Raw genomic sequence first — 20,484 nt, 5'->3', positions numbered from 1 at the left:
GCATTTTGACTGAACGACTGCTTAGATATTTCCGTGATAAACAGCAAGACGTCCAATCAGAAAAAACATATGACACTCAATGCCCGTTTTGCAGCATGCAGTGCAAAATGCAGCTCGTGGAACAAACCATCGTCACGCGCAAAAAATACACTGCGATCGGGATTGATAATCCTACAACACAGGGTCGGCTATGCATGAAGGGCATGAATGCTCACCAGCATGCCTTGAACTCCTCTCGCATCACCCGCCCTCTGCTGAAGAAAAACGGCGAGTTTATCCCTGTTTCCTGGGAAGAAGCATTGAATTACATGAAAGACCAAGTGACGATGATCCAGGCAGAACACAGCCATGACGCCATGGCGGTATACGGAAGCGCCTCGATTACAAATGAAGAGGCGTATTTGTTAGGGAAATTCGCACGGGTGGGCTTACAGACAAAATACATCGACTACAACGGGAGGCTTTGTATGTCCGCCGCAGCAACCGCAGCCAACCAAACATTCGGCGCGGACAGAGGCTTAACGAATCCCTTATCAGACATTCCCCACACCCGTGTGATCATTCTGGCCGGCACCAATATCGCGGAGTGCCAGCCTACGATTATGCCATATTTTGAAAAAGCGAAAGAAAACGGAGCTTACATCATTGCCATTGATCCGCGTGAAACAGCGACAACAAAAATCGCCGATCTTCATCTGAAAATCAAACCCGGCACAGACGCCGCTCTTGCCAACGGCCTCGTCAAAATCATCATTGACGAACAGCTTATAAACGAGGATTTCATTCAATCACGAACAAATGGATTCGAAGAGCTGAAGCAGCATACTGACTCGTTGGACCTGAATGACATCGCCGAACAGACGAGTGTCCCGCTGGCGGATATAAGAAAAGCTGCTGTAAAGTTTGCCAAGGAAACATCCGGCATGCTGTTTACAGCCCGCGGGATTGAACAGCAAACCGATGGAACAGCGGCTGTGAAAGGCTTCTTAAACATGGTGCTGATCACAGGGAAAATCGGCAAGCCTTACTCAGGTTACGGGGCGATCACCGGACAAGGCAACGGGCAAGGTGCAAGAGAGCATGGCCAAAAAGCCGATCAGCTTCCGGGCTATCGATCTATTGAAAACGAACAACACCGGGCACATATTGCGAAAGTGTGGGGAATCCATCAGGATGATCTGCCGCGAAAAGGTGTCTCAGCCTATGAAATGATGGAAAAAATCAATGACGGCGACATCAAAGGACTGTTCCTTATGTGCTCCAATCCTGCTGTCTCCAGCCCAAATGCGAATCTCGTGAAAAAGGCTTTAAGTAAACTGACATTCTTTGTTGCAATCGATTTGTTTATTTCTGAGACTGCGAAATACGCAGATGTGATTTTACCCGCCTCCTCTTACTTAGAAGATGAAGGCACCATGACAAATGTAGAAGGACGCGTGACATTAAGAGAAGCAAGCCGGCCATGTCCCGGCGAAGCAAAGCATGATTGGCAGATCATTTGTGATCTCGCATCCGCTCTCGGCAAGGGCCGCTACTTTTCTTATACGTCAGCGGAGGATATTTTTAATGAATTGAGAGAAGCGAGCCGAGGCGGGATTGCCGATTATTCAGGCATTTCATACGGCAGGCTCAGACGTGAAGGCGGAATTCATTGGCCGTGTCCGGAACCTGATCATCCCGGAACTCGGCGCTTGTTTACAGAATCATTTGCTCATCCGGATCAAAAAGCGGCATTAAGTGTGATTCCAAACGAACCGCCTGTTCCAAAAGAGAAGCCGACAGCCGATTATCCGCTTTATTTAACGACAGGCAGAGTCATGTCTCACTACTTAACAGGCGTCCAAACAAGAAAAAGCGCCGCCCTTGCCGCGAGACATTTTGAATCGTTTATGGAAATCCATCCGCAAACAGCAGCGACCTACAATATCGAGGACCGTGTACTGGTAAAAATAGAATCGCCGCGGGGAAGCATCACCGTCCGCAGCAAATTATCAGAACAAATCAGAAAAGATACCGTTTTTGTTCCCATCCATTGGACAGACGCTCAAAATGTGAATGATTTAATCGGGGAAGCCTTAGATCCAGCCTGTAAAATGCCCGGTTTTAAGGTATGCGCCGTCCGAATCAGACCTATTTAAATTTTTCATAAAATTTTTAGAACTTTTCGTATATTTTGTTACATTTTATAACATGTATCTTAAATATTCCTTTTTGCTGTGCTACGCTGGAAAAAACATTGATAAGGAGCGGATCATCTGATGGGAAAAAAACAGCTAGTTCTTGTTGGTAATGGAATGGCCGGGGTAAGGGCCATTGAAGAGATACTGAGTGTTGCTAAAGACGAGTTTCAGATCACAATTTTCGGTGCCGAACCGCATCCCAATTACAACCGAATCCTTTTGTCAAAAGTGCTTCAAGGCGATACAGATATTAAAGATATTACGTTAAACGATTGGGACTGGTACGAAGAAAACAACATTCAATTGTATACAAATGAAACAGTCATCAAAGTGGACACGGAAAACAAAACAGTCATCACAGATGCAGACAGAATCCAGCCTTACGATGAATTGATTCTGGCGACAGGCTCGGTCCCTTTTATCCTTCCGATTCCGGGTGCAGACAAAAAAGGCGTCACAGCTTTCCGGGATATAAAAGATACAGACACAATGCTCGCCGCGTCAAAACAATATAAAAAAGCAGCCGTCATCGGCGGAGGACTTCTTGGTTTGGAAGCAGCTCGCGGACTGCTGAATCTTGGCATGGATGTGTCCGTCATCCACCTTGCCCCATTCCTGATGGAGCGCCAGCTTGATGCAACGGCAGGACGCCTGCTGCAAAACGAGTTAGAAAAACAAGGTATGACCTTTTTACTTGAAAAGCAAACCGAAGAAATTGTCGGTGATGACCGTGTCGAAGGCCTCCGCTTCAAAGATGGCACAAGCATTGAAGCTGATTTAGTCGTCATGGCTGTCGGCATTCGTCCGAATACAACACTCGGGGCCGAGAGCGGCATTCCGGTTAACCGCGGCATCATCGTCAACGATTATATGCAGACTGAAATCCCGCACATTTACGCGGTCGGCGAATGTGCCGAGCACCGCGGAATCGCCTACGGGCTTGTGGCGCCGCTCTATGAACAGGCAAAAGTGCTGGCAAAGCATATTTGCGGCATCGAAACAAAACCGTATGAGGGCTCCGTTCTCTCCACACAGTTAAAGGTATCAGGCGTCGAGGTCTTCTCTGCCGGTGACTTTAACGAATCAGAGGAGAAAAAAGCGATTAAAGTCTTCGATGAGCAGGACGGCATCTATAAAAAAATCGTCCTGAGAGGCAATCAAATTGTCGGTGCTGTTTTATTCGGCGACAGCAGTGAAGGCAATCGCCTGTTTTCTATGATTCAAAAAGAAGCCGATATCTCTGAAACCTCTAAAATATCAATCTTACAGCCTCTCAGCCAAGAAGCAGGCACAAGCATTACCGCAGCGATGAGCGACGATGAAATCATCTGCGGCTGCAACGGCGTGTCAAAAGGTGCGATTATTCAAGCCATACAGGAAAAGGGCTGCTCGTCAACGGACGAAATCAAAGCATGCACTGGCGCATCCCGCTCATGCGGAGGCTGTAAGCCGCTCGTAGAAGAAATCCTCCAGCATACGCTCGGATCAGACTTTGATGCGTCAGCGCAAAAAGAAGCCATTTGCGGCTGCACCACATTGTCGAGAGATGAAGTCGTAGAAGAAATCAAAGCCAAAGGGCTGTCACATACAAGAGAAATCATGAATGTGCTCGGCTGGAAAACACCAGAAGGCTGTTCCAAATGCCGGCCCGCTCTGAACTACTACTTAGGCATGATCAATCCAACCAAATACGAGGATGACCGGACATCCCGCTTTGTTAATGAACGAATGCACGCCAATATTCAAAAAGACGGAACATACTCAGTCGTTCCTCGGATGTACGGCGGCGTGACCAACTCCACAGATTTGCGCAAGATTGCCGATGTCGTTGACAAATATGAGATCCCACTCGTGAAAATGACAGGCGGCCAGCGAATTGATCTTATCGGCGTGAAAAAAGAAGACCTTCCGAAAGTATGGGAAGATCTTGATATGCCGTCGGGCTACGCGTACGGAAAAACGCTCCGCACAGTGAAAACATGTGTAGGCGAGCAATTCTGCCGCTTCGGCACACAAGACTCCATGGCACTGGGCATTGCGCTTGAGAAAAAATTCGAAGGGCTGAACACGCCTCACAAAGTCAAAATGGCCGTGTCTGCCTGCCCGCGAAACTGTGCGGAATCCGGCATTAAGGACCTTGGCGTTGTCGGCATCGACGGAGGCTGGGAGCTTTATGTCGGCGGAAACGGCGGAACCCATTTGCGTGCCGGCGATTTGCTGATGAAGGTGAAAACAAATGAAGAAGTCTTAGAATACGCAGGCGCTTACCTGCAATATTACAGGGAAACCGCAAACTATCTGGAGCGTACGTCCGCATGGCTTGAGCGCGTCGGTTTATCCCATGTCCAATCCGTGTTAAACGATCCGGAAAAGCGGCAGGAGCTTAACGACCGAATGAATGAAACACTCTCTGTCCACAAGGATCCGTGGAAAGACTTTTTAGAGGATAAACAAACCTCTAAAGAATTATTTGAAAATGTCGTGACCACATCATAATGACAAAAACAATCATTGAGGAGGAATGGACATGGTAAACAAAGACGTAACAAAAGTATGTATCGGAAAAATTGAAGAATTGCCTGAACAATTAGGCAAAACAGTGTATATTGAAGATAAGGAGCTCGCGGTTTTCAAGCTTTCAGACGGAAGCATCCGCGCCATCGAAAACCGCTGTCCGCATAAGGGCGGCGTCCTGGCAGAAGGCATCGTCAGCGGTGAATATGTTTTCTGCCCGATGCACGACTGGAAAATTTCCTTAGAAGACGGAATCGTCCAAGAACCTGACCACGGATGCGTCAAAACATATGAAACGCTGATCGAAGGAGAACATGTTTATCTCGTATATTGATCAAAAGACCGGATCACTTTTCTAGTGGTCCTTCATTTTTTACAGTGACGGAAGGATGACATGATCATGAAGAACGGAATCGTATATTTCGTGGGAGCCGGGCCCGGCGACCCAGGCCTGCTCACCATCAAAGGAAAACAGGCGCTCGAGGAAGCAGATGTGATTTTATATGACCGGCTCGCCAACCCGAAGCTGCTCGAATTTGCATCACCGGATTGTCAGTTTATTTATTGCGGAAAACTGCCAGACCGCCATTTTATGAAACAAAAAGAAATTAACGCCCTGCTGGTTGAAAAAGCATTAAATGGGTTAACCGTCGTTCGCTTGAAGGGCGGAGATCCGAGCGTATTCGGCAGAGTCGGCGAGGAAGCAGATGCTCTTCATGAGCACGGCATTCGCTATGAAATGGTGCCGGGAATCACCTCTGGAATTGCAGCGCCGCTATATGCGGGCATCCCCGTCACGCATCGGGATTTTGCATCGTCTTTTGCCATGATTACAGCGCATGATAAATCATTAAAAGGCACGCCGAACCTTGACTGGGAAGGGCTTGCCCGAAGCGTTCAAACCCTTGTTTTTTACATGGGTGTCAAGAACTTGTCTTATATTTGCCAGCAGCTTATTTCATACGGGAAATCGCCTTCTGTCCCTGTCATTGTCATCCAATGGGGAACGTGGGGCCGCCAGCGGAGTGTGAAAGGAACACTTGAGAACATCCAGCAAAAAGTGCAGGAACACCAGATTACAAACCCCGCGATTATCGTCATCGGAGACATCGTCAACTTTCAAACACACAGCTGGTTTGAAAGCAAACCGCTTATCGGACGGCATTTGATGGTTGTGACTCATGGCGAAGATGAAGACCCGCTTGCAGACAAGCTGCGCGATTCCGGCGCCGATGTCATCGAGTGGCCGAAATGGCGGACCGAAAACATGCCAGTCAATGAAGACATTCTTCGAAAGATTGGCACCTTTGAAGACGTTTTTTTCACATCGCGCCGGGCGGTTTGTGAATTTTTCAGAGCACTGGCTTCTCAGAAAATCGACATCCGCCAGCTGACAGCCAAACTGAGTGCAGCATCTGAGCAAGCAAAGACAGAGCTTGAGAAACGGGGCTTTCTTATCACCGCCATTCAGCCTGATTCAGAGAAACGTCTTGTTGTGGGGAGCCGCCATGCAGTGGAAAACATGCAAAAGCATGAATCCTGTTCGTTTTATATCACTCATGAAAACGTCATAGATGACCGGTTCACCCACATGATTCAGCGTACCATCAGTGAATCCCCGCTGCACATGGTCATTTGCCCGAACAAGCTGTCCGTTCAGCAATTGATCAATACTGGCGAACAAATTGGCATGTCGCCGGAACCGTCAGCAAGCCGGCCTCCTATCGTCTGTTTAGGCGATGACTCAGCTGCCGGGGCTTATGGATTCACAGCCATCCAAGAACAGGATGAATTGTTTGCTTTCATCCAAAACCAACAAGCGGAAAGAAAACTCCTTCACAGCTGATGGCAAACAGCCCTTTCCCCCAAGGGCTGTTTTATTTATGTACCAATTTTTTATGATGGGTTGAATACATCGCCATATTCTCAGCCTTAGGATCCAAATAAGCCTTAGCGCTGTTGACTGCTGTCGGGCCTTCGGTAAAGCCGCCGGCAATTAATCTCAGCTTGCTTTCATAAAAAGCCGCGTCGCCCGCCACAAACACGCCCGGAAGATTCGTTCGCATATGTCTGTCAGCTTTCACCCTTCCTTCTTCAATCTCCAGCCCCCACTCCATCATCGGCCCTAGATCAATTTTGAAACCATGATTAATGATCAGCTCATCAACCTCTATATCTTCCCTTTTGCCTGATTCAGTATGACAAATCGTCACGCTTTTGATGCGCTCTTCATCGCCGCTCAGCTGCTCCAGACAATAAGGAGTAAGCACCCGCACCGATGATTGTTTCATTTTCGTCACGCTGCTTTCCATTCCTCCGAATTCCTCGCGGCGATGAACGACAGTCACAGACGCCGCAAGCGGTTCAAGCTCATTAGCCCAATCAACCGCAGTATCTCCGCCGCCTGATATCACCACGCGCTTATCTTTAAACGCATCGAGCTTCTCCACTCCATAATGAAGATTTTTGCCCGCATATCGGGCCGCATCCTCGCTGTCAAACTCATTGACCTCAAGCGTACCCATGCCGCAAGCCAAAATCACAGTTCTTGTATAGTGCTTTTCCCCTTCAGAACCCGTCAGTACAATGGTGCCGTCATCCAGGCGTTCAAACCCGGTCACACGCTGATTCAATACGATATCAGGATCAAACGTTGCCGCCTGCTCCTTCAGCTGCTCGATCAGCTGCTTTCCCGCAATCCCCGGTATGCCGCCGATATCGCGAATGATTTTCTCAGGAAAGAATAAAGACACCTTCCCTCCGAGCTTCGGCAAAAATTCGATTACCTTTGTTTTCAGCTCCCGCATCCCGCAGTAAAAAGCAGTAAACAGCCCAATCGGCCCCCCGCCTATAATCGTAACGTCATATACCTCTTGATTCTCAGCCATGCGTCCTGCCTCCCGTTTGTTCACATCTATATCAAAATTTTAATTGAGAATGAATATCAATACAAAGTATATCATATTTCAAGGGCCTTTGTTTATTCATTTCTTCTACCTTGTGGTCAATTGCTGAAAACTCTATAATAGGCAAAAAACAAATGGGTGAAACAGATGAAAAGACGAGTCGAAACGATCACCTTCGATGGCCGTACACTAGAATATTCTGTGACAGGCAAGGGAACCCCAATCCTTGTCATGCATGGCGGGCATTCAAATTGTTACGAGGAATTCGGATACACAGCGTTGATTTTGCAAGGGTATTCCATCATTACGCCTTCAAGGCCCGGCTATGGACGAACGTCAAAAGAAATTGGAAAAAGTCTTGCCAACGCCTGCCGTTTCTATGTGAAATTATTAGATCATCTACAAATCGATAGTGTCCATGTGATCGCCATCTCAGCAGGAGGGCTGAGCGGCATATGCTTTGCCTCACATTATCCGGAAAGAGTAAATACATTGACCCTGCAATCCGCGGTCACCAAAGAGTGGCTCACTCCAAAAAACACTGAATATAAATTGGGGAGAATTCTCTTCCGCCCGCCGGTGGAAAAGTGGATATGGAAGCTGATTTCTTCTTTGAATAACGCTTTCCCGCGTTTGATGTTTCGAGCTATGAGCCCCCAATTCAGCACCATTCCGTTTCAGCGAATCAAGTCCTTGATGGATGAAAAAGACATAGAAGCATTTCGGAAAATGAACAGCCGGCAGCGCTCGGGTGAAGGATTTCTGCTTGACTTGTCACAAACCGCCGCTGTCTCTTCAAAAGAGCTGCAAGCCATCATATGTCCCGTGCTGATTATGCAAAGTGTTTATGATGGATTGGTTGACTTGTCACATGCACATCATGCAAAAGAGCACATTCGTGGCGCTTCTCTCTGTTTGCTTCACTCATGGGGGCATCTGATTTGGCTCGGAAAAGAAGCTGCAGAAACAGACAGTATCCTGCTCGGCTTTTTGGAATCCTAACCAAAGTGAAACGATCCTTTCCCCTCCTCCGTCAAACAAGCAGTGCCTTTTTTTTCTGGTATCATAAGAAAGGCAGCTTAACATGAGCGGAGGTTTTATTGTGACAGCACAATCATCTTTTCTTCAGCTGAATTCTATTTTTATCAGCATTTTAATAGAAGCCATTCCGTTTATTCTGATTGGCGTCATACTTTCCGGAATCATTCAAATGTTTGTTTCTGAAGAAATGATTGCAAGAATCATGCCGAAAAACCGTTTTCTCGCCGTTTTATTCGGTGCGCTGGCCGGCGTTTTATTTCCCGCCTGCGAATGCGGCATCATCCCGATTACGAGGCGGCTTCTGTTAAAGGGAGTTCCTCTGCATGCGGGCGTTGCTTTCATGCTGACCGCGCCTATCATTAATCCTATCGTTTTATTTTCTACTTATATTGCGTTCGGGAATAGATGGAGCGTTGTCTTTTACAGAGGCGGACTGGCTCTCGCCGTCTCGCTGATCATCGGGATCATCTTATCCTATCAATTTAGGGATAACCAGCTTTTAAAGCCTGATGAACCCGGCCACCATCATCATCATCACACCCTGCTTCAAAAGCTGGGAGGGACCTTGCGTCACGCCATTGATGAATTTTTCTCCGTGGGAAAATATTTAATCATCGGCGCCTTTATCGCAGCCGCTATGCAGACGTATGTCAAAACATCCACTTTGCTTGCGATCGGGCAGAATGATGTATCCTCTTCACTCGTGATGATGGGACTGGCGTTTGTCTTGTCGCTTTGTTCAGAGGTCGATGCGTTCATCGCGTCTTCCTTCAGCAGCACATTTTCATTAGGCTCGTTAATCGCCTTTCTCGTCTTTGGCGCGATGGTGGATATTAAGAATCTATTGATGATGCTTGCGGCCTTCAAAAAACGATTTGTTTTCCTGCTGATTACGTACATTGTCGTGATTGTTTTAGCGGGATCACTACTGGTAAAGGGGTGATTGGATGTTTCGTTTATTGGTGCTGATGGGATTTACGTTTTTCTTTTATCATCTGCATGCCTCAGGAAATCTAACAAAATATATCAATATGAAATATGCCTATCTATCCTTTATTGCGATCTTCCTGCTGGCCATTTTGACAGCCGTTCAAGCGTACCTATTTATCAAGTCGCCTGAAAAAAGAAGGCATCATCATGACCATGATTGCGGGTGCGGCCATGATCATGAGCATGACCATGAACAAAACAAGCCATTTTATCAGCGTTATTTGATTTATGTTGTTTTTCTTTTTCCTTTGGTGTCAGGCATCTTCTTCCCGATTGCAACGCTTGACTCATCCATAGTCAAAACAAAAGGGTTCTCGTTTAAGGCGATGGAGAGCGGAGATCACTACTCCCAAACACAGTATTTGCGGCCTGATGCCAGCCTTTATTACGCGCAAGACAGCTATGACAAACAAATGAAACAGCTGTTTAATAAGTATTCCAGCAAAAAAGAGATTTCTCTGACCGATGACGATTTCCTAAAAGGAATGGAAACCATCTATAACTATCCGGGTGAATTTCTCGGACGGACGATAGAATTTCATGGATTTGCTTACAAAGGAAACGCAATTAACAAAAATCAGTTGTTCGTATTAAGGTTTGGCGTCATTCACTGTATCGCTGATTCCGGCGTGTACGGGATGCTTGTGGAATTTCCGAAGGACATGGACATCAAGGATGATGAATGGATTCACATTAAGGGCACTCTGGCCTCAGAATATTACCAGCCATTCAAGTCAACTCTCCCTGTCGTCAAAGTAACTGACTGGAATACCATTAAAAAACCTGATGATCCGTATGTTTACAGAGGATTTTAAGTGAAGACGAAACCAGTACAAGTACTGGTTTCTTTTTTATTTCTTTTTCATCAGCATCAAATCGAGATAGAGCTGGCACCTCGTTCTGAAATCGCTTAAATCGATCGACGTCATCTCAGTAATCTGTTTGATGCGGTAATTCAATGTATTTTGATGAATAAACAGCTGTTCTGCCGCTGGTTTTGTTTTGCAGTTGTTGAGGAGATAGATTTCCAAGGTTTTGAGCAGCTCAGTGCTGCTTTCTTCGTCTTTCGCTTTTAATAAAGCTAAATCTTTATTCTCGTATTCTAAAAATTCATTTTTCTGTTCGATGCTTTCTAAATAGCGGTAAATGCCGAGTTTGGCATATTCATATGGAATGTTTTCCTGATTGCCGGTGATTTCTGCGGCTTTGATGACTTCAAGTGCTTCTGTGTAACTCTTGCCAAGTTTTAATAGGTGATTATATTCGTTTCCGATACCGATATAAATAGGGGTAGGTATTTTTTGAAAGTGAAAATGTGTTAACAGCTTGTTAATAAACTCAGAAGCTGCTGAGGAGACGGAGCTTTTTTGGGAAAAACTCGCTACGACGATGACAATATTTGATTCGATCGTTAAGACATGACTGACCTTATCCCGTAAATTCAGGTACGACCTGATATTTTCCTTTAGATCCTCAACCGCTTCCCCATCCCCATTTGCGGCGTGCAGGATAACAACTGAAAACATGGAAGGCAGCACGGTGTTGATCCTTTCAGCTTCCCGTCTGAGTTCCTTCTCAGAGGTAAATTGCTGATAGATCGCCCGTTTGATGAGATTCTCTGCTTTTTCTTCCTTTTCCTGTTTCAATTTATTCGTTTTATAAATGATTTTCCCGACATGGAAGGAGGTCTCGTACAAAAAGTCGAGCTCTTCATCCGTCAGATTTTGGTCCAGCTCCTGTATCCAGATGTAGCCCATGACTTCCCCTTTGTGCTTTGCACTCACGACCACCCTCTGGTTTAACCCGATGCTTTCAATTTTATTGACGCGAAAAGGCTCAGGCTCTGTTTTCAATTTTTCAATAATTCCGTCCTTCAGAAACCTCTCAAAAATCTGGACCGGACACTTTTTCGAAAAAATAGTCTGCTGGTTGGCAGAATCAAAATGGTTAATATAGTAAGAATTATAGGCTAACAAAAAGAAATCCGCGCTTTCCAGTATCACTGGCTTTTGCAGCTCATAGCTAATAAAATCAATCAGCTTATCAACATCTGAAAATGAAAAAACTCTCTCTAAAAGCTCTTCCATACCTTTTTCTCCTATACTTTTTTTACTTTAATCATATCCATACGGGGTCTTTTTGTATAGAAAAAAATACGTTTGTTTCCAAAAGAAAAAAATAGCCGCTTAAAAGGAGAAAAGAGGAAAAAGGGACAGCCCCTTCCTCCTCCTTTCGATCTTTATTGTGACATTGTATCTTGGTAGTCGTTGAACTGGTCTGTGACAGCTTGTGACGGAGCCTGCGTCAATATGCTGACAAAAAAGACAGATAATAGACTCGCAGCAAAACCAGGTATCATTTCATACAGAAAGTCCGAAAGACCGGCATTCGCCCAAATGATTACAGTCGCTGCTCCCACAATCATGCCGGCGAGTGCCCCCCATTTGGTCATTCGTTTCCAAAACAGACTGAGCAGTACAACTGGCCCGAATGATGCACCGAAGCCCGCCCACGCGTAGCTGACCAATCCAAGGATGGTGTTATTTTTCTCCCAAGCCAGAACCAACGCGACAATTGAAACAGCCAGAACAGCCAGTCGGCCTAAAAACACCAGTTCTTTATCTGAAGCTGAGCGTCTGAACATCGACTTATACAAATCTTCTACCAGAGAGCTTGATGTCACAAGCAGCTGAGAAGAAATGGTACTCATAATCGCAGCCAAAATCGCTGAAATCAGAAAACCCGTGATAATCGGATGGAACAAGATATTCCCTAACTGAATAAAAATCGTCTCAGGGTCCTTCAGTGTCATGCCCCGCTGATGGTAATAAGCGATTCCGCCCAAACCGGTCAGCACTGCGCCTACTGCAGACAAAATCATCCAGCCCATCCCGATTCTGCGCGCTCTTTTGATCTCTTTGACAGACGTGATCGCCATAAAACGCACAATAATATGCGGCTGGCCAAAGTATCCCAGCCCCCAGGCAAACAAAGAAATAATGCCAAGGACGCTCGTTCCTTTGAAAATATTAAACATATCAGGGTCTACAGAGCGGATTTCAGCAACTGTATCACCTGCTCCTCCTGTGTGGAAAAACGTAACGATCGGCACAAGAATGAGTGCGGCAAACATAATGATCCCCTGAACAAAATCTGTCCAGCTGACTGCCAAAAAGCCGCCAAACAGGGTATATGCCACAACAACACCCGTCACAATCCACAGGCCGGTGTGATAATCCATCCCCAAGATGCTGTTGAATAAGACGCCGCCGGACACCATTCCGGACGATACATAAAACGTGAAAAAGACTAAAATGACAATTCCCGAAAACAGTCTGAGAAGCTTTGTTTGATCTCCGAAGCGATTCTCCAGGAATCCGGGAATTGTAATTGAATTCCCCGCTTTTTCAGTATAGGTTCTCAGCCGCGGCGCAACGTAGAGCCAGTTCGCCCATGCTCCAAGGCAAAGTCCGAACACAATCCAAACTCCGCTCAGACCTGTTGAAAACATGGCGCCCGGGAGCCCCATTAGCAGCCAGCCGCTCATATCGGCAGCGCCGGCACTGAGAGCGGTTACTGCCGGACCCAAAGAGCGTCCTCCCAGCATGTAATCCGTCAGATTCGACGTACGCTTGTAAGCAAAGTAGCCGATCAGCAGCATTCCCGCCATATAAATACAAATCGAAATAATCAGCTGTGTGTTTTCTATGGCACTTCCTCCTCTTTTTTATAGTATATGGATGAAATGGACACCCCCGCAGGGAGGATGCCCATTTAGTCCCGCTTAGAACATTTCACTGATTGTTTTTGCTTGCATATGCAGAGCCAAGTAATCCGGCCCGCCTGCTTTTGAATCCGTTCCCGACATTTTGAAGCCGCCAAACGGATGGTAGCCGACGATAGCACCTGTACAGTTGCGGTTGAAGTATAGGTTTCCGACATGGAATTCCTGTTTCGCACGCTCGATGTGCTTGCGGTTGTTTGTGATAACCGCGCCTGTCAAACCATATTCAGTATTGTTTGCCACTTCTAAAGCTTCATCAAAGTCTGACACTTTACAAAATGCAACGACAGGTCCGAAAATTTCTTCCTGCATGAGTCTTGCTTTCGGATCAAGGTCAGCGAAGATCGTCGGTTTGATGAAGTATCCTTTCGAATCATCACCGGTACCGCCGCTTACTAAACGCCCTTCCTGTTTTCCGATTTCAATATAGCTCATAATTTTATCATAAGAACCTTGGTCAATGACAGGTCCCATATAAACATCTGCACTGTCAGGTTTAGCTGTTACTTTTGATTCCGTAATTTCAATGACACGCTCTAATACTTGATCATACACTTTTTCATGAACAACTGCACGTGAACCTGCAGAGCATTTTTGTCCCGCAAAGCCGAATGCTGAAGTAAAGATCGATTGAGCCGCTAATTCAATGTCCGCATCCTCATCAACAACAACCGTATCTTTACCGCCCATTTCAGCGATGACACGCTTTAAATGCTGCTGGCCCGGCTGAACCTTCGCCGCGCGTTCGAAAATTCTCGTACCAACTTCTCTTGATCCCGTAAATGTGATAAGGCTTGTTTTCGGATGGTCAACAAGATAGTCGCCTACTTCCGCTCCGCTTCCCGGAACAAAGTTGACTACGCCTTTTGGCAATCCGGACTCTTCAAGCACCTCAACAAATTTTGCTGCAATAACAGGTGTAGCACTCGCAGGTTTCAGAACCACTGTGTTTCCAGTAACGATCGGCGCCACTGTTGTGCCTGCCATGATCGCAAACAAGAAGTTCCAAGGCGGGATCACGACTGTCACTCCAGTCGGCGTGTATACATATTGGTTTTTCTCGCCTTCACGGCTGTTGACCGGTTTGCCTTTTGCCAGTTCGATCATTTGGCGTGCATAATACTCCATGAAGTCGATCGCTTCAGCCGTATCGGCATCCGCCTCGTTCCAAGGCTTTCCTGCTTCTTTCACAAGCAAAGCTGAGAATTCATGTTTTCTTCTGCGGACTTTGGCAGCAGCGCGGAACAGGACAGCCGCTCTCTCTTCAGGAGACGTGTATCTCCACTCTTCAAATGCTTTTGCAGCCGCTTGAATCGCTTGCTCAGCGTGCTCTTGAGACGCTTTTGACACTCGGCCGACGACTTCTTCTTTATCAGCCGGGTTGATTGAAACGATTTTCGCTTCCGTTTCCACTCTCTCGCCGTTAATGACAAGCGGATAGTCTTTTCCTAAATATTCGCTTACTGTCGCAAGCGCTTTTTTAAACGCTTCCACGTTGTTTTGATCTTGGAAATTTGTGAATGGCTCGTGTTTGTAAGGTGTTGTCATGATAATCTCTCCTTTTTTACTTCTTTGTCATTCCTTTGAAAGCAAATGCAATGTTTGACGGACGTTCTGCAAGGCGTCTCATAAAGTAGCCGTACCAATCCTCGCCGTATGGCAGGTAGACTCTCATGTTATAACCTTCTTTTACGAGGCTGAGCTGGGTTTGCGACCGCATGCCGTACAGCATCTGAAATTCAAACTTGTCATGGGCAATGCCATGTTCCTTGGCAAGCTGCTTTGTAAAGTCGATCATTTTGTCGTCATGTGTGGCAATCGCTGTATAGTGACCGTTTAAGAGCTGCTTTCGGATGATTTTTTTGTAATTTTCATCGACATCGCTTTTCTCCGGGAAAGCTACTTTTTCTGATTCTTTATAAGCTCCTTTTACAAGGCGAAGGAACGGGTTTAAAGAATCCAAATCGTCAATGTCTTTTTCCGTCCGGTACAGATAGGCTTGCAGCACTGTGCTCACATGCTCGTATTTCTTTCTGAAATCTTTGAAAATATCAAGCGTTTTCTGGCATCTGACTTCGTCCTCCATGTCAATGGTGACCATGATTTTATGTTTCTCGGCCGTCTGAAGGATTTTTGTCATATTTTCATACACCAAATCCATATCTATATCCAAACCTAAAGACGTCATTTTTAAAGAAACGTGTGAGTTCAGCTCCTGATCCGCGATGGTCGCAATGGTTTGAATGCACTCTTCCGTACGCTCCCGTGCGACCTCGGCGCTGTTCACGAACTCGCCTAAATGATCGACAGTAACTGACAGGCCTTGGCTGTTAAGCTGTCGAATGGTCGGGATTGAACTGTTAAAGTCATTCCCGCCGATAATTTTACCCGCTGCTACCCGGCTTCCCCAGTTCCTCGCCATTTTATTGAGAAAGCCGCTTTTGGATAAAAATAAGAAAAAATCTCTTGTGATCACTTCCAACCTCAACACCCCGCAATCTAAGAAGTATTTGTATGAGTTTATTGTAAATGGACAAAACCGGCGTTCACAATATTCTCAAAATACAAAGATTCTGATTATTTTTGTGGGTTTGCCACAATCAGATAGTTAGAAAGTCGGGGGGGATTTTGTCGAATAAAGGAGAAAAGGAAGCGATAAAAAACATCAGCTTCCTCCATCCTTCCACACTTCTTCAACCGTATTCAAAAGCAAACGGTTCAACTCAGGTGTCATATCTTTTTTCTCTGCCTTCAGTTCTTTTGCCGCTTCCATGATTCTTTCGATTTCCGTTTCAATGAATTGGTGAATAACATCGATTCTTGCTTCGAGGTCAAGCTCTTCTCCTCTTCTTTTCCGTTCAAGCAAAGTTTCCATTTCAGCCTTCAGCTCGGGTTCAGCAATAAGTTCATTCATCAAAACAGTAAAGTCCATTGGCGGAATGGTTCCGTGCTTTTCAATCCATTGGCAGGCCAAAATAGGCCGAAGAACGTAGAAGTACTTTTTAATTTTGACCTCTTGTCCTTGTAGATAATCCTTGACGTTTCTTCTCGCCATATTGATATAGTGATACACGCTTGCTTCAGGCTTAAATGCCTCCGTCCGCAGTTTTCTTAACTGCTCTGCGGTCGTAAATGCTTCATAATACACAATGTCTGAGGACAGCCATTCGAGGAGCGGAGGGTTTGACTTTTTGAAAAGCCGAAGCGTTTTTCTCAGCTCCCAGCCGCTGATATCCAGCAAATCGTGAATCGGTTCCTCAATGACATCACGCTCCTGCTCAATTGAAAAATACCACTCCTTTTTCGGCACATAAATAAAGCGGACGTCGTAATCACTATCCTGCGAGGGAAATCCCCATGCGCGGCTTCCTGACTCGACGGCATACACGATTTTAACTCCGTATGACTGCTCGATCCGTTTTAATTCATCAATGATTCTTTGTTTCATATCTATTCGTCTCCAGTCTGTTCTCATTCCGGCAGTTCGCAGAAAAAAACCGCCTGATGATATGCGCGGCGGCTTTTCACATTTATCAGCCTTTAAGATGCTGCTTAAAGAAAGCAAGTTTTTCCGTTTGAAAAGCAGGGATATACTCATGTCCGAAGTAGCGGTACACCTTCAGCTCTTTCTCTGTTTCCAAATGATTGTAGGCGGCAAACACGGTGGACGGCGGCGTGACCTTGTCAATCAGGCCGATTGACATCAGGACAGGCACCTTCACTCGGTCAGCGAGATTCATAATATCGAAATATGAAAGTGTCTTCATCGCCTGCACTTCTGTTTCCGGGCTGCCATTTCTTCTGAAGAAGGAATTGATTTCAAGGTACGGCTGTTCAAGCGCCACATCAATGGCCCGTTCAAAGTTGCTTAAATAAGGATAATCGGCAACCGCGGCTTTTGGAATGTCTGACAGCGCTGCTGCGGCAATGGTTAAACCTCCGCCTTGGCTTCCTCCTGTCACACCGATCCTTGTTTCGTCAACCTCGTCGAAGCTGCTGATGACCTCAAGCGCGCGGACGGCGTCCAAATAAACACCGCGGTAATAGTATGTATCTTTATCAAGAATTCCTTTCGTCATCCAGCCCAAAGCGTGACCGTGCGGTGAAATACTCGTATCCTCGCTGCTCTGCTGGCCGCGGACAAGCATGCCGAATGCGGCGTAGCCATGGAGTGCCCAGTTTACCATTTCATGAATCTCACCATCATAGCTTGCATTGTAGCCATGATATTTCACGATCGCCGGATGCGGGCCTTCCTTGTCAGGCACCGCGTACCATCCGGTAATGCGGGCGTTTCCGAAGCTTTTATATGTGAGACGGTACACTTTTACTCCGTCAGCAGGATAGTCAACCGGCTGTAAATCAGGTTCTGCTTGGACTTTTGCAAGTTCCTCCAAAGACAATTTCCAAAACTCAGAAAAATCTTTCGGTGCTGTTTTTTCAGGCTTATATGTTTGCAATTGGTCGAGCGGCAGATCGAATAGTTGCATTTCCGATTATTCCCCTTTGTTTTATAAGATATAGTTTGTATTCCTATACTACCACGTTTCGGCTTTGTTTTCTAAATATTTTCATCATTGTTTCCCAGACAGCCTTCATCAAACGTTTGTTTAAGACTTTCCCGGCTTAGTTCCATAAAGGCCCGGGCGGTCAGACTGACATAGCGGTTCTTTAAAAAGACGAAGACGAGGGTTCGTGATGGCGCGGATTGAATCGATAAATAGATCACACCCGGATCTTTATCCCTTCTGACCATATTCGGTGCCATTGTCACACCTAATCCGTTAGCCACAAGAGATTGGGCGGTTTCAATATGGCTTGTCTTAAAGGCGGCATTCGGCTTAAAGCCGCTTTCCGCACAGAGATCGAGAACTGTCCTGCGAAAGCCGAAGCCTTCTTTTAACAGAATAAATGGCACGTTCCTTACCATGTCAAGCGGCACACACGGCTGGTGTCCCTCATCTTCTTCCAGCGCTTTCTCAATCAGCGCGACCATTTCCGGCGGCATCCACCTTTGTTTTTCCTTCGGCACCGCGAGAACAATCGGTTCCGTGAGAAAGGGTGTAATGGAGAGCCGTTCATCCTCGATCGGCAAGGATAAAACAGAAAGGTCAACTTCTCCCTTTGCCGTCATCTCCTCTAATGAAACCGGATCTTTTTCAACAAGCTGAACCTCCACATGAGGATAGCGCGCCAAAAACTGCTTCAGCAGCGGAGGAAAGAGATATCTCCCTGTTACAGCAGGAATCCCGATGGATAATTTATGACCGATTCCCTGTGATCGCTCCTGCATTTCCCGAAGCAAATCATCTCTGGAACGAATGATGCCCTCGGCTTTTTCAATGAAACGCCTGCCGTGAGGCGTCAGTGTAACAGAGCCATGAGATCTGTGAAAAAGGGTAAGCCCCAGCTCAGCCTCAAGCTTTTTGATTTGCTGGCTGAGAGACGGCTGTGCGATATGAAGATGTTCCGCCGCCTTTGTAAAGCTTTGGCGCCGGGCAATTTCCGCTGCATATTCCATCACTTTAATATCCATTTCAGCCCCCATAGGTTGAACCTATCGTTTTCATCATTTTTATATCTTGGACGAATCATAACAAAAATTGCTAACATAATCCATATCATCATTTACAAAAGAAGGAGCTGGTTCAAATGACAAATGAAACACCGTTTTCTAAAAACGCCGAGATGTATCGGGATGAAAAGGTATTTGCCGAGGGGGAAGATTTGGGGTTGATGATCAAAACAGCGGAATGCCGGGCAGAGCATCGGGTGCTGGATATCGGAGCGGGCGCCGGCCATACGGCCCTGGCATTTTCTCCTTATGTACAGGAGTGCATCGGTGTTGATGCGACGAAAGAGATGGTTGAGGTTGCGTCCTCCTTCGCGCAAGAAAAAGGAGCTGAAAACGTACGCTTTCAGCAAGGAACGGCAGAGTCACTCCCCTTCCCCGACGATTCATTTGACATCATTACCTGCCGATACGCAGCCCACCATTTTTCAGATGTCCGCAAAGCTGTCAGCGAGGTTGCACGCGTACTGAAACAGGACGGACGTTTTCTCTTAGTTGATCATTACGCGCCTGAAGATCCCATTCTTGATGAGTTTGTCAATCAGTTGAACCGGCTTCGAGACCCTTCCCATGTTCGAGAAAGCTCATTATCAGAATGGCAGGCGATGTTCAGCGCCAATCAACTGGCCTATCAAGACATCCAAAAGTGGAATTTGCCGATTCAATACGATAGCTGGATCAAACGAGGCGGAACTCCCGCTGACCGGGAAAAACAAATCATTACCCACTTGAATCACGCATCAGACGAAGCACGCGACACGTTCTGTATTACATTAAACCGAAACGGACAGCCCGTCTCCTTTTGTTTAAAAGCGATTTTGATACAAGGGATAAAACGATAAAAAAAGCCGTGCGCTGCGCACGGCTTTTTACATCGGCTGATAAAGATCCCAGCCAATTTTTAATGTCTCAACAATGTAATCGGCAACCTCTTCCGGGGAAAGGTTGTCTGTTGCCACTTTTGAATTGTGCTTGTCATAAATGACTTTTCTTTCGTTAAACAGCTGTTCCATTTCATCCATTGAACGGTTATGCAGTACAGGGCGGCTTTCGATCAATAAATCCGCGCGCTGCTTCCAGTTCTCCCATGACAGGTCAAGATGAAGCACGAGACAGTTTTCCAGACAGCAATTTCTGATTTCTTCTTGTTTAAAAGATCCCCCGCCCAGAGATACGATTTTGAATCGTTTATGATGGCAGATGTCTAAAATATATTCCTTCTCCGTTTTCCGGAAAAAGTCTTCTCCCTTTTTCTCAAATATCTCAGGAATTGACATATTGAAATCCCTTTCGATCTGTTGGTCAATATCAATAAAATCTCTATATAATTTTTTAGCGACCAATTGGCCGATTGTTGTTTTTCCTACACCCATGAATCCGATCAGGACGATATTTCTTTCTCTTACTGGGATGGCTCGTTTAGCGTTCATCTTCGGCGAAATCCTCCTAAGGAATGAAATTTTATATTCATTATATGCTTATTTAGCGAATATTTAT

The 20,484-nt window shown here is 46.0% G+C and carries 17 protein-coding genes; 8 read left to right on the top strand and 9 right to left on the bottom strand.

Annotated features, from left to right (window positions below; translation table 11 throughout):
- Positions 1-5: 5 nt before the first annotated feature.
- From nasC to cobA, 4 genes are all read left to right on the top strand, one after another.
- Positions 6-2,138, top strand: a complete 2,133-nt coding sequence (nasC, locus tag NYE49_RS01850; RefSeq protein ID WP_047182059.1) for an assimilatory nitrate reductase catalytic subunit — start codon at positions 6-8, stop codon at positions 2,136-2,138.
- 120 nt (positions 2,139-2,258) lie between these two features.
- Complete coding sequence (gene nasD / locus NYE49_RS01845) at positions 2,259-4,676, top strand: NADPH-nitrite reductase (protein WP_047182058.1); 2,418 nt, start codon at positions 2,259-2,261, stop codon at positions 4,674-4,676.
- 31 nt (positions 4,677-4,707) lie between these two features.
- Positions 4,708-5,028, top strand: coding sequence for a nitrite reductase small subunit NirD (nirD, locus tag NYE49_RS01840; protein ID WP_014475751.1), 321 nt, complete (start codon positions 4,708-4,710; stop codon positions 5,026-5,028).
- A gap of 60 nt (positions 5,029-5,088) precedes the next feature.
- On the top strand, positions 5,089-6,540 hold the full coding sequence (cobA, locus tag NYE49_RS01835) for a uroporphyrinogen-III C-methyltransferase (RefSeq protein ID WP_080344149.1): 1,452 nt from the start codon (positions 5,089-5,091) through the stop codon (positions 6,538-6,540).
- Positions 6,541-6,571: 31 nt separating this feature from the next.
- On the opposite strand, the gene ffoR is transcribed toward cobA, so the two are convergent.
- Positions 6,572-7,582 (bottom strand): ferredoxin--NADP(+) reductase, encoded by a 1,011-nt coding sequence (gene ffoR, locus NYE49_RS01830; RefSeq protein WP_047182056.1) that lies wholly within the window; start codon positions 7,580-7,582, stop codon positions 6,572-6,574.
- 165 nt (positions 7,583-7,747) lie between these two features.
- Here ffoR and NYE49_RS01825 point away from each other — a divergent pair, with 165 nt between their 5' ends.
- From NYE49_RS01825 to NYE49_RS01815, 3 genes are all read left to right on the top strand, one after another.
- The gene (locus tag NYE49_RS01825; protein ID WP_047182055.1) at positions 7,748-8,602 is read left to right on the top strand and encodes an alpha/beta hydrolase; all 855 of its coding nucleotides are present in this window, start codon (positions 7,748-7,750) and stop codon (positions 8,600-8,602) included.
- 100 nt (positions 8,603-8,702) lie between these two features.
- A complete protein-coding gene (locus tag NYE49_RS01820; protein WP_080344253.1) occupies positions 8,703-9,584 on the top strand; it encodes a permease in 882 nt (293 codons plus the stop codon).
- Positions 9,585-9,588: 4 nt separating this feature from the next.
- Positions 9,589-10,446 carry a TIGR03943 family protein gene (locus NYE49_RS01815; protein WP_047182053.1) on the top strand — a complete coding sequence of 286 codons (858 nt, stop codon included), beginning with the start codon at positions 9,589-9,591 and terminating at the stop codon, positions 10,444-10,446.
- A 36-nt stretch (positions 10,447-10,482) separates the two neighbouring features.
- On the opposite strand, the gene putR is transcribed toward NYE49_RS01815, so the two are convergent.
- The 7 genes from putR to NYE49_RS01780 form a co-directional block, all read right to left on the bottom strand.
- Complete coding sequence (gene putR, locus NYE49_RS01810; RefSeq protein ID WP_015382716.1) at positions 10,483-11,718, bottom strand: proline utilization transcriptional regulator PutR; 1,236 nt, start codon at positions 11,716-11,718, stop codon at positions 10,483-10,485.
- Positions 11,719-11,870: 152 nt separating this feature from the next.
- A complete protein-coding gene (gene putP, locus NYE49_RS01805) occupies positions 11,871-13,292 on the bottom strand; it encodes a sodium/proline symporter PutP (protein WP_234398237.1) in 1,422 nt (473 codons plus the stop codon).
- A gap of 123 nt (positions 13,293-13,415) precedes the next feature.
- Entirely contained in the window at positions 13,416-14,963 is a 1,548-nt protein-coding gene (gene pruA, locus NYE49_RS01800; protein WP_003234655.1) for an L-glutamate gamma-semialdehyde dehydrogenase, read from the bottom strand.
- Between the two features lie 16 nt (positions 14,964-14,979).
- The gene (gene putB, locus NYE49_RS01795) at positions 14,980-15,891 is read right to left on the bottom strand and encodes a proline dehydrogenase PutB (protein WP_080030710.1); all 912 of its coding nucleotides are present in this window, start codon (positions 15,889-15,891) and stop codon (positions 14,980-14,982) included.
- A 189-nt stretch (positions 15,892-16,080) separates the two neighbouring features.
- Positions 16,081-16,863, bottom strand: a complete 783-nt coding sequence (locus NYE49_RS01790) for a nucleotidyltransferase domain-containing protein (protein WP_047183530.1) — start codon at positions 16,861-16,863, stop codon at positions 16,081-16,083.
- Between the two features lie 85 nt (positions 16,864-16,948).
- Positions 16,949-17,905: a cephalosporin C deacetylase gene (cah, locus tag NYE49_RS01785; RefSeq protein WP_015715213.1), complete on the bottom strand. Its 957-nt coding sequence runs from the start codon at positions 17,903-17,905 to the stop codon at positions 16,949-16,951.
- A 71-nt stretch (positions 17,906-17,976) separates the two neighbouring features.
- On the bottom strand, positions 17,977-18,951 hold the full coding sequence (locus NYE49_RS01780; RefSeq protein ID WP_342410847.1) for a LysR family transcriptional regulator: 975 nt from the start codon (positions 18,949-18,951) through the stop codon (positions 17,977-17,979).
- A gap of 116 nt (positions 18,952-19,067) precedes the next feature.
- Here NYE49_RS01780 and NYE49_RS01775 point away from each other — a divergent pair, with 116 nt between their 5' ends.
- Positions 19,068-19,829 (top strand): class I SAM-dependent methyltransferase, encoded by a 762-nt coding sequence (locus tag NYE49_RS01775; protein WP_047182051.1) that lies wholly within the window; start codon positions 19,068-19,070, stop codon positions 19,827-19,829.
- A gap of 27 nt (positions 19,830-19,856) precedes the next feature.
- Here NYE49_RS01775 and NYE49_RS01770 read toward each other — a convergent pair whose 3' ends face one another.
- Positions 19,857-20,417: a shikimate kinase gene (locus NYE49_RS01770; protein ID WP_047182050.1), complete on the bottom strand. Its 561-nt coding sequence runs from the start codon at positions 20,415-20,417 to the stop codon at positions 19,857-19,859.
- Positions 20,418-20,484: the final 67 nt, after the last annotated feature.

The sequence above is a fragment of the Bacillus sp. FSL L8-0358 genome (genome assembly GCF_038593095.1).
In the GTDB taxonomy this organism is placed as follows: Bacteria; Bacillota; Bacilli; order Bacillales; family Bacillaceae; genus Bacillus; species Bacillus subtilis.
Note: the sequence above shows the minus strand (reverse complement) of the source record. Positions and strands in the feature narration are given on the sequence as shown.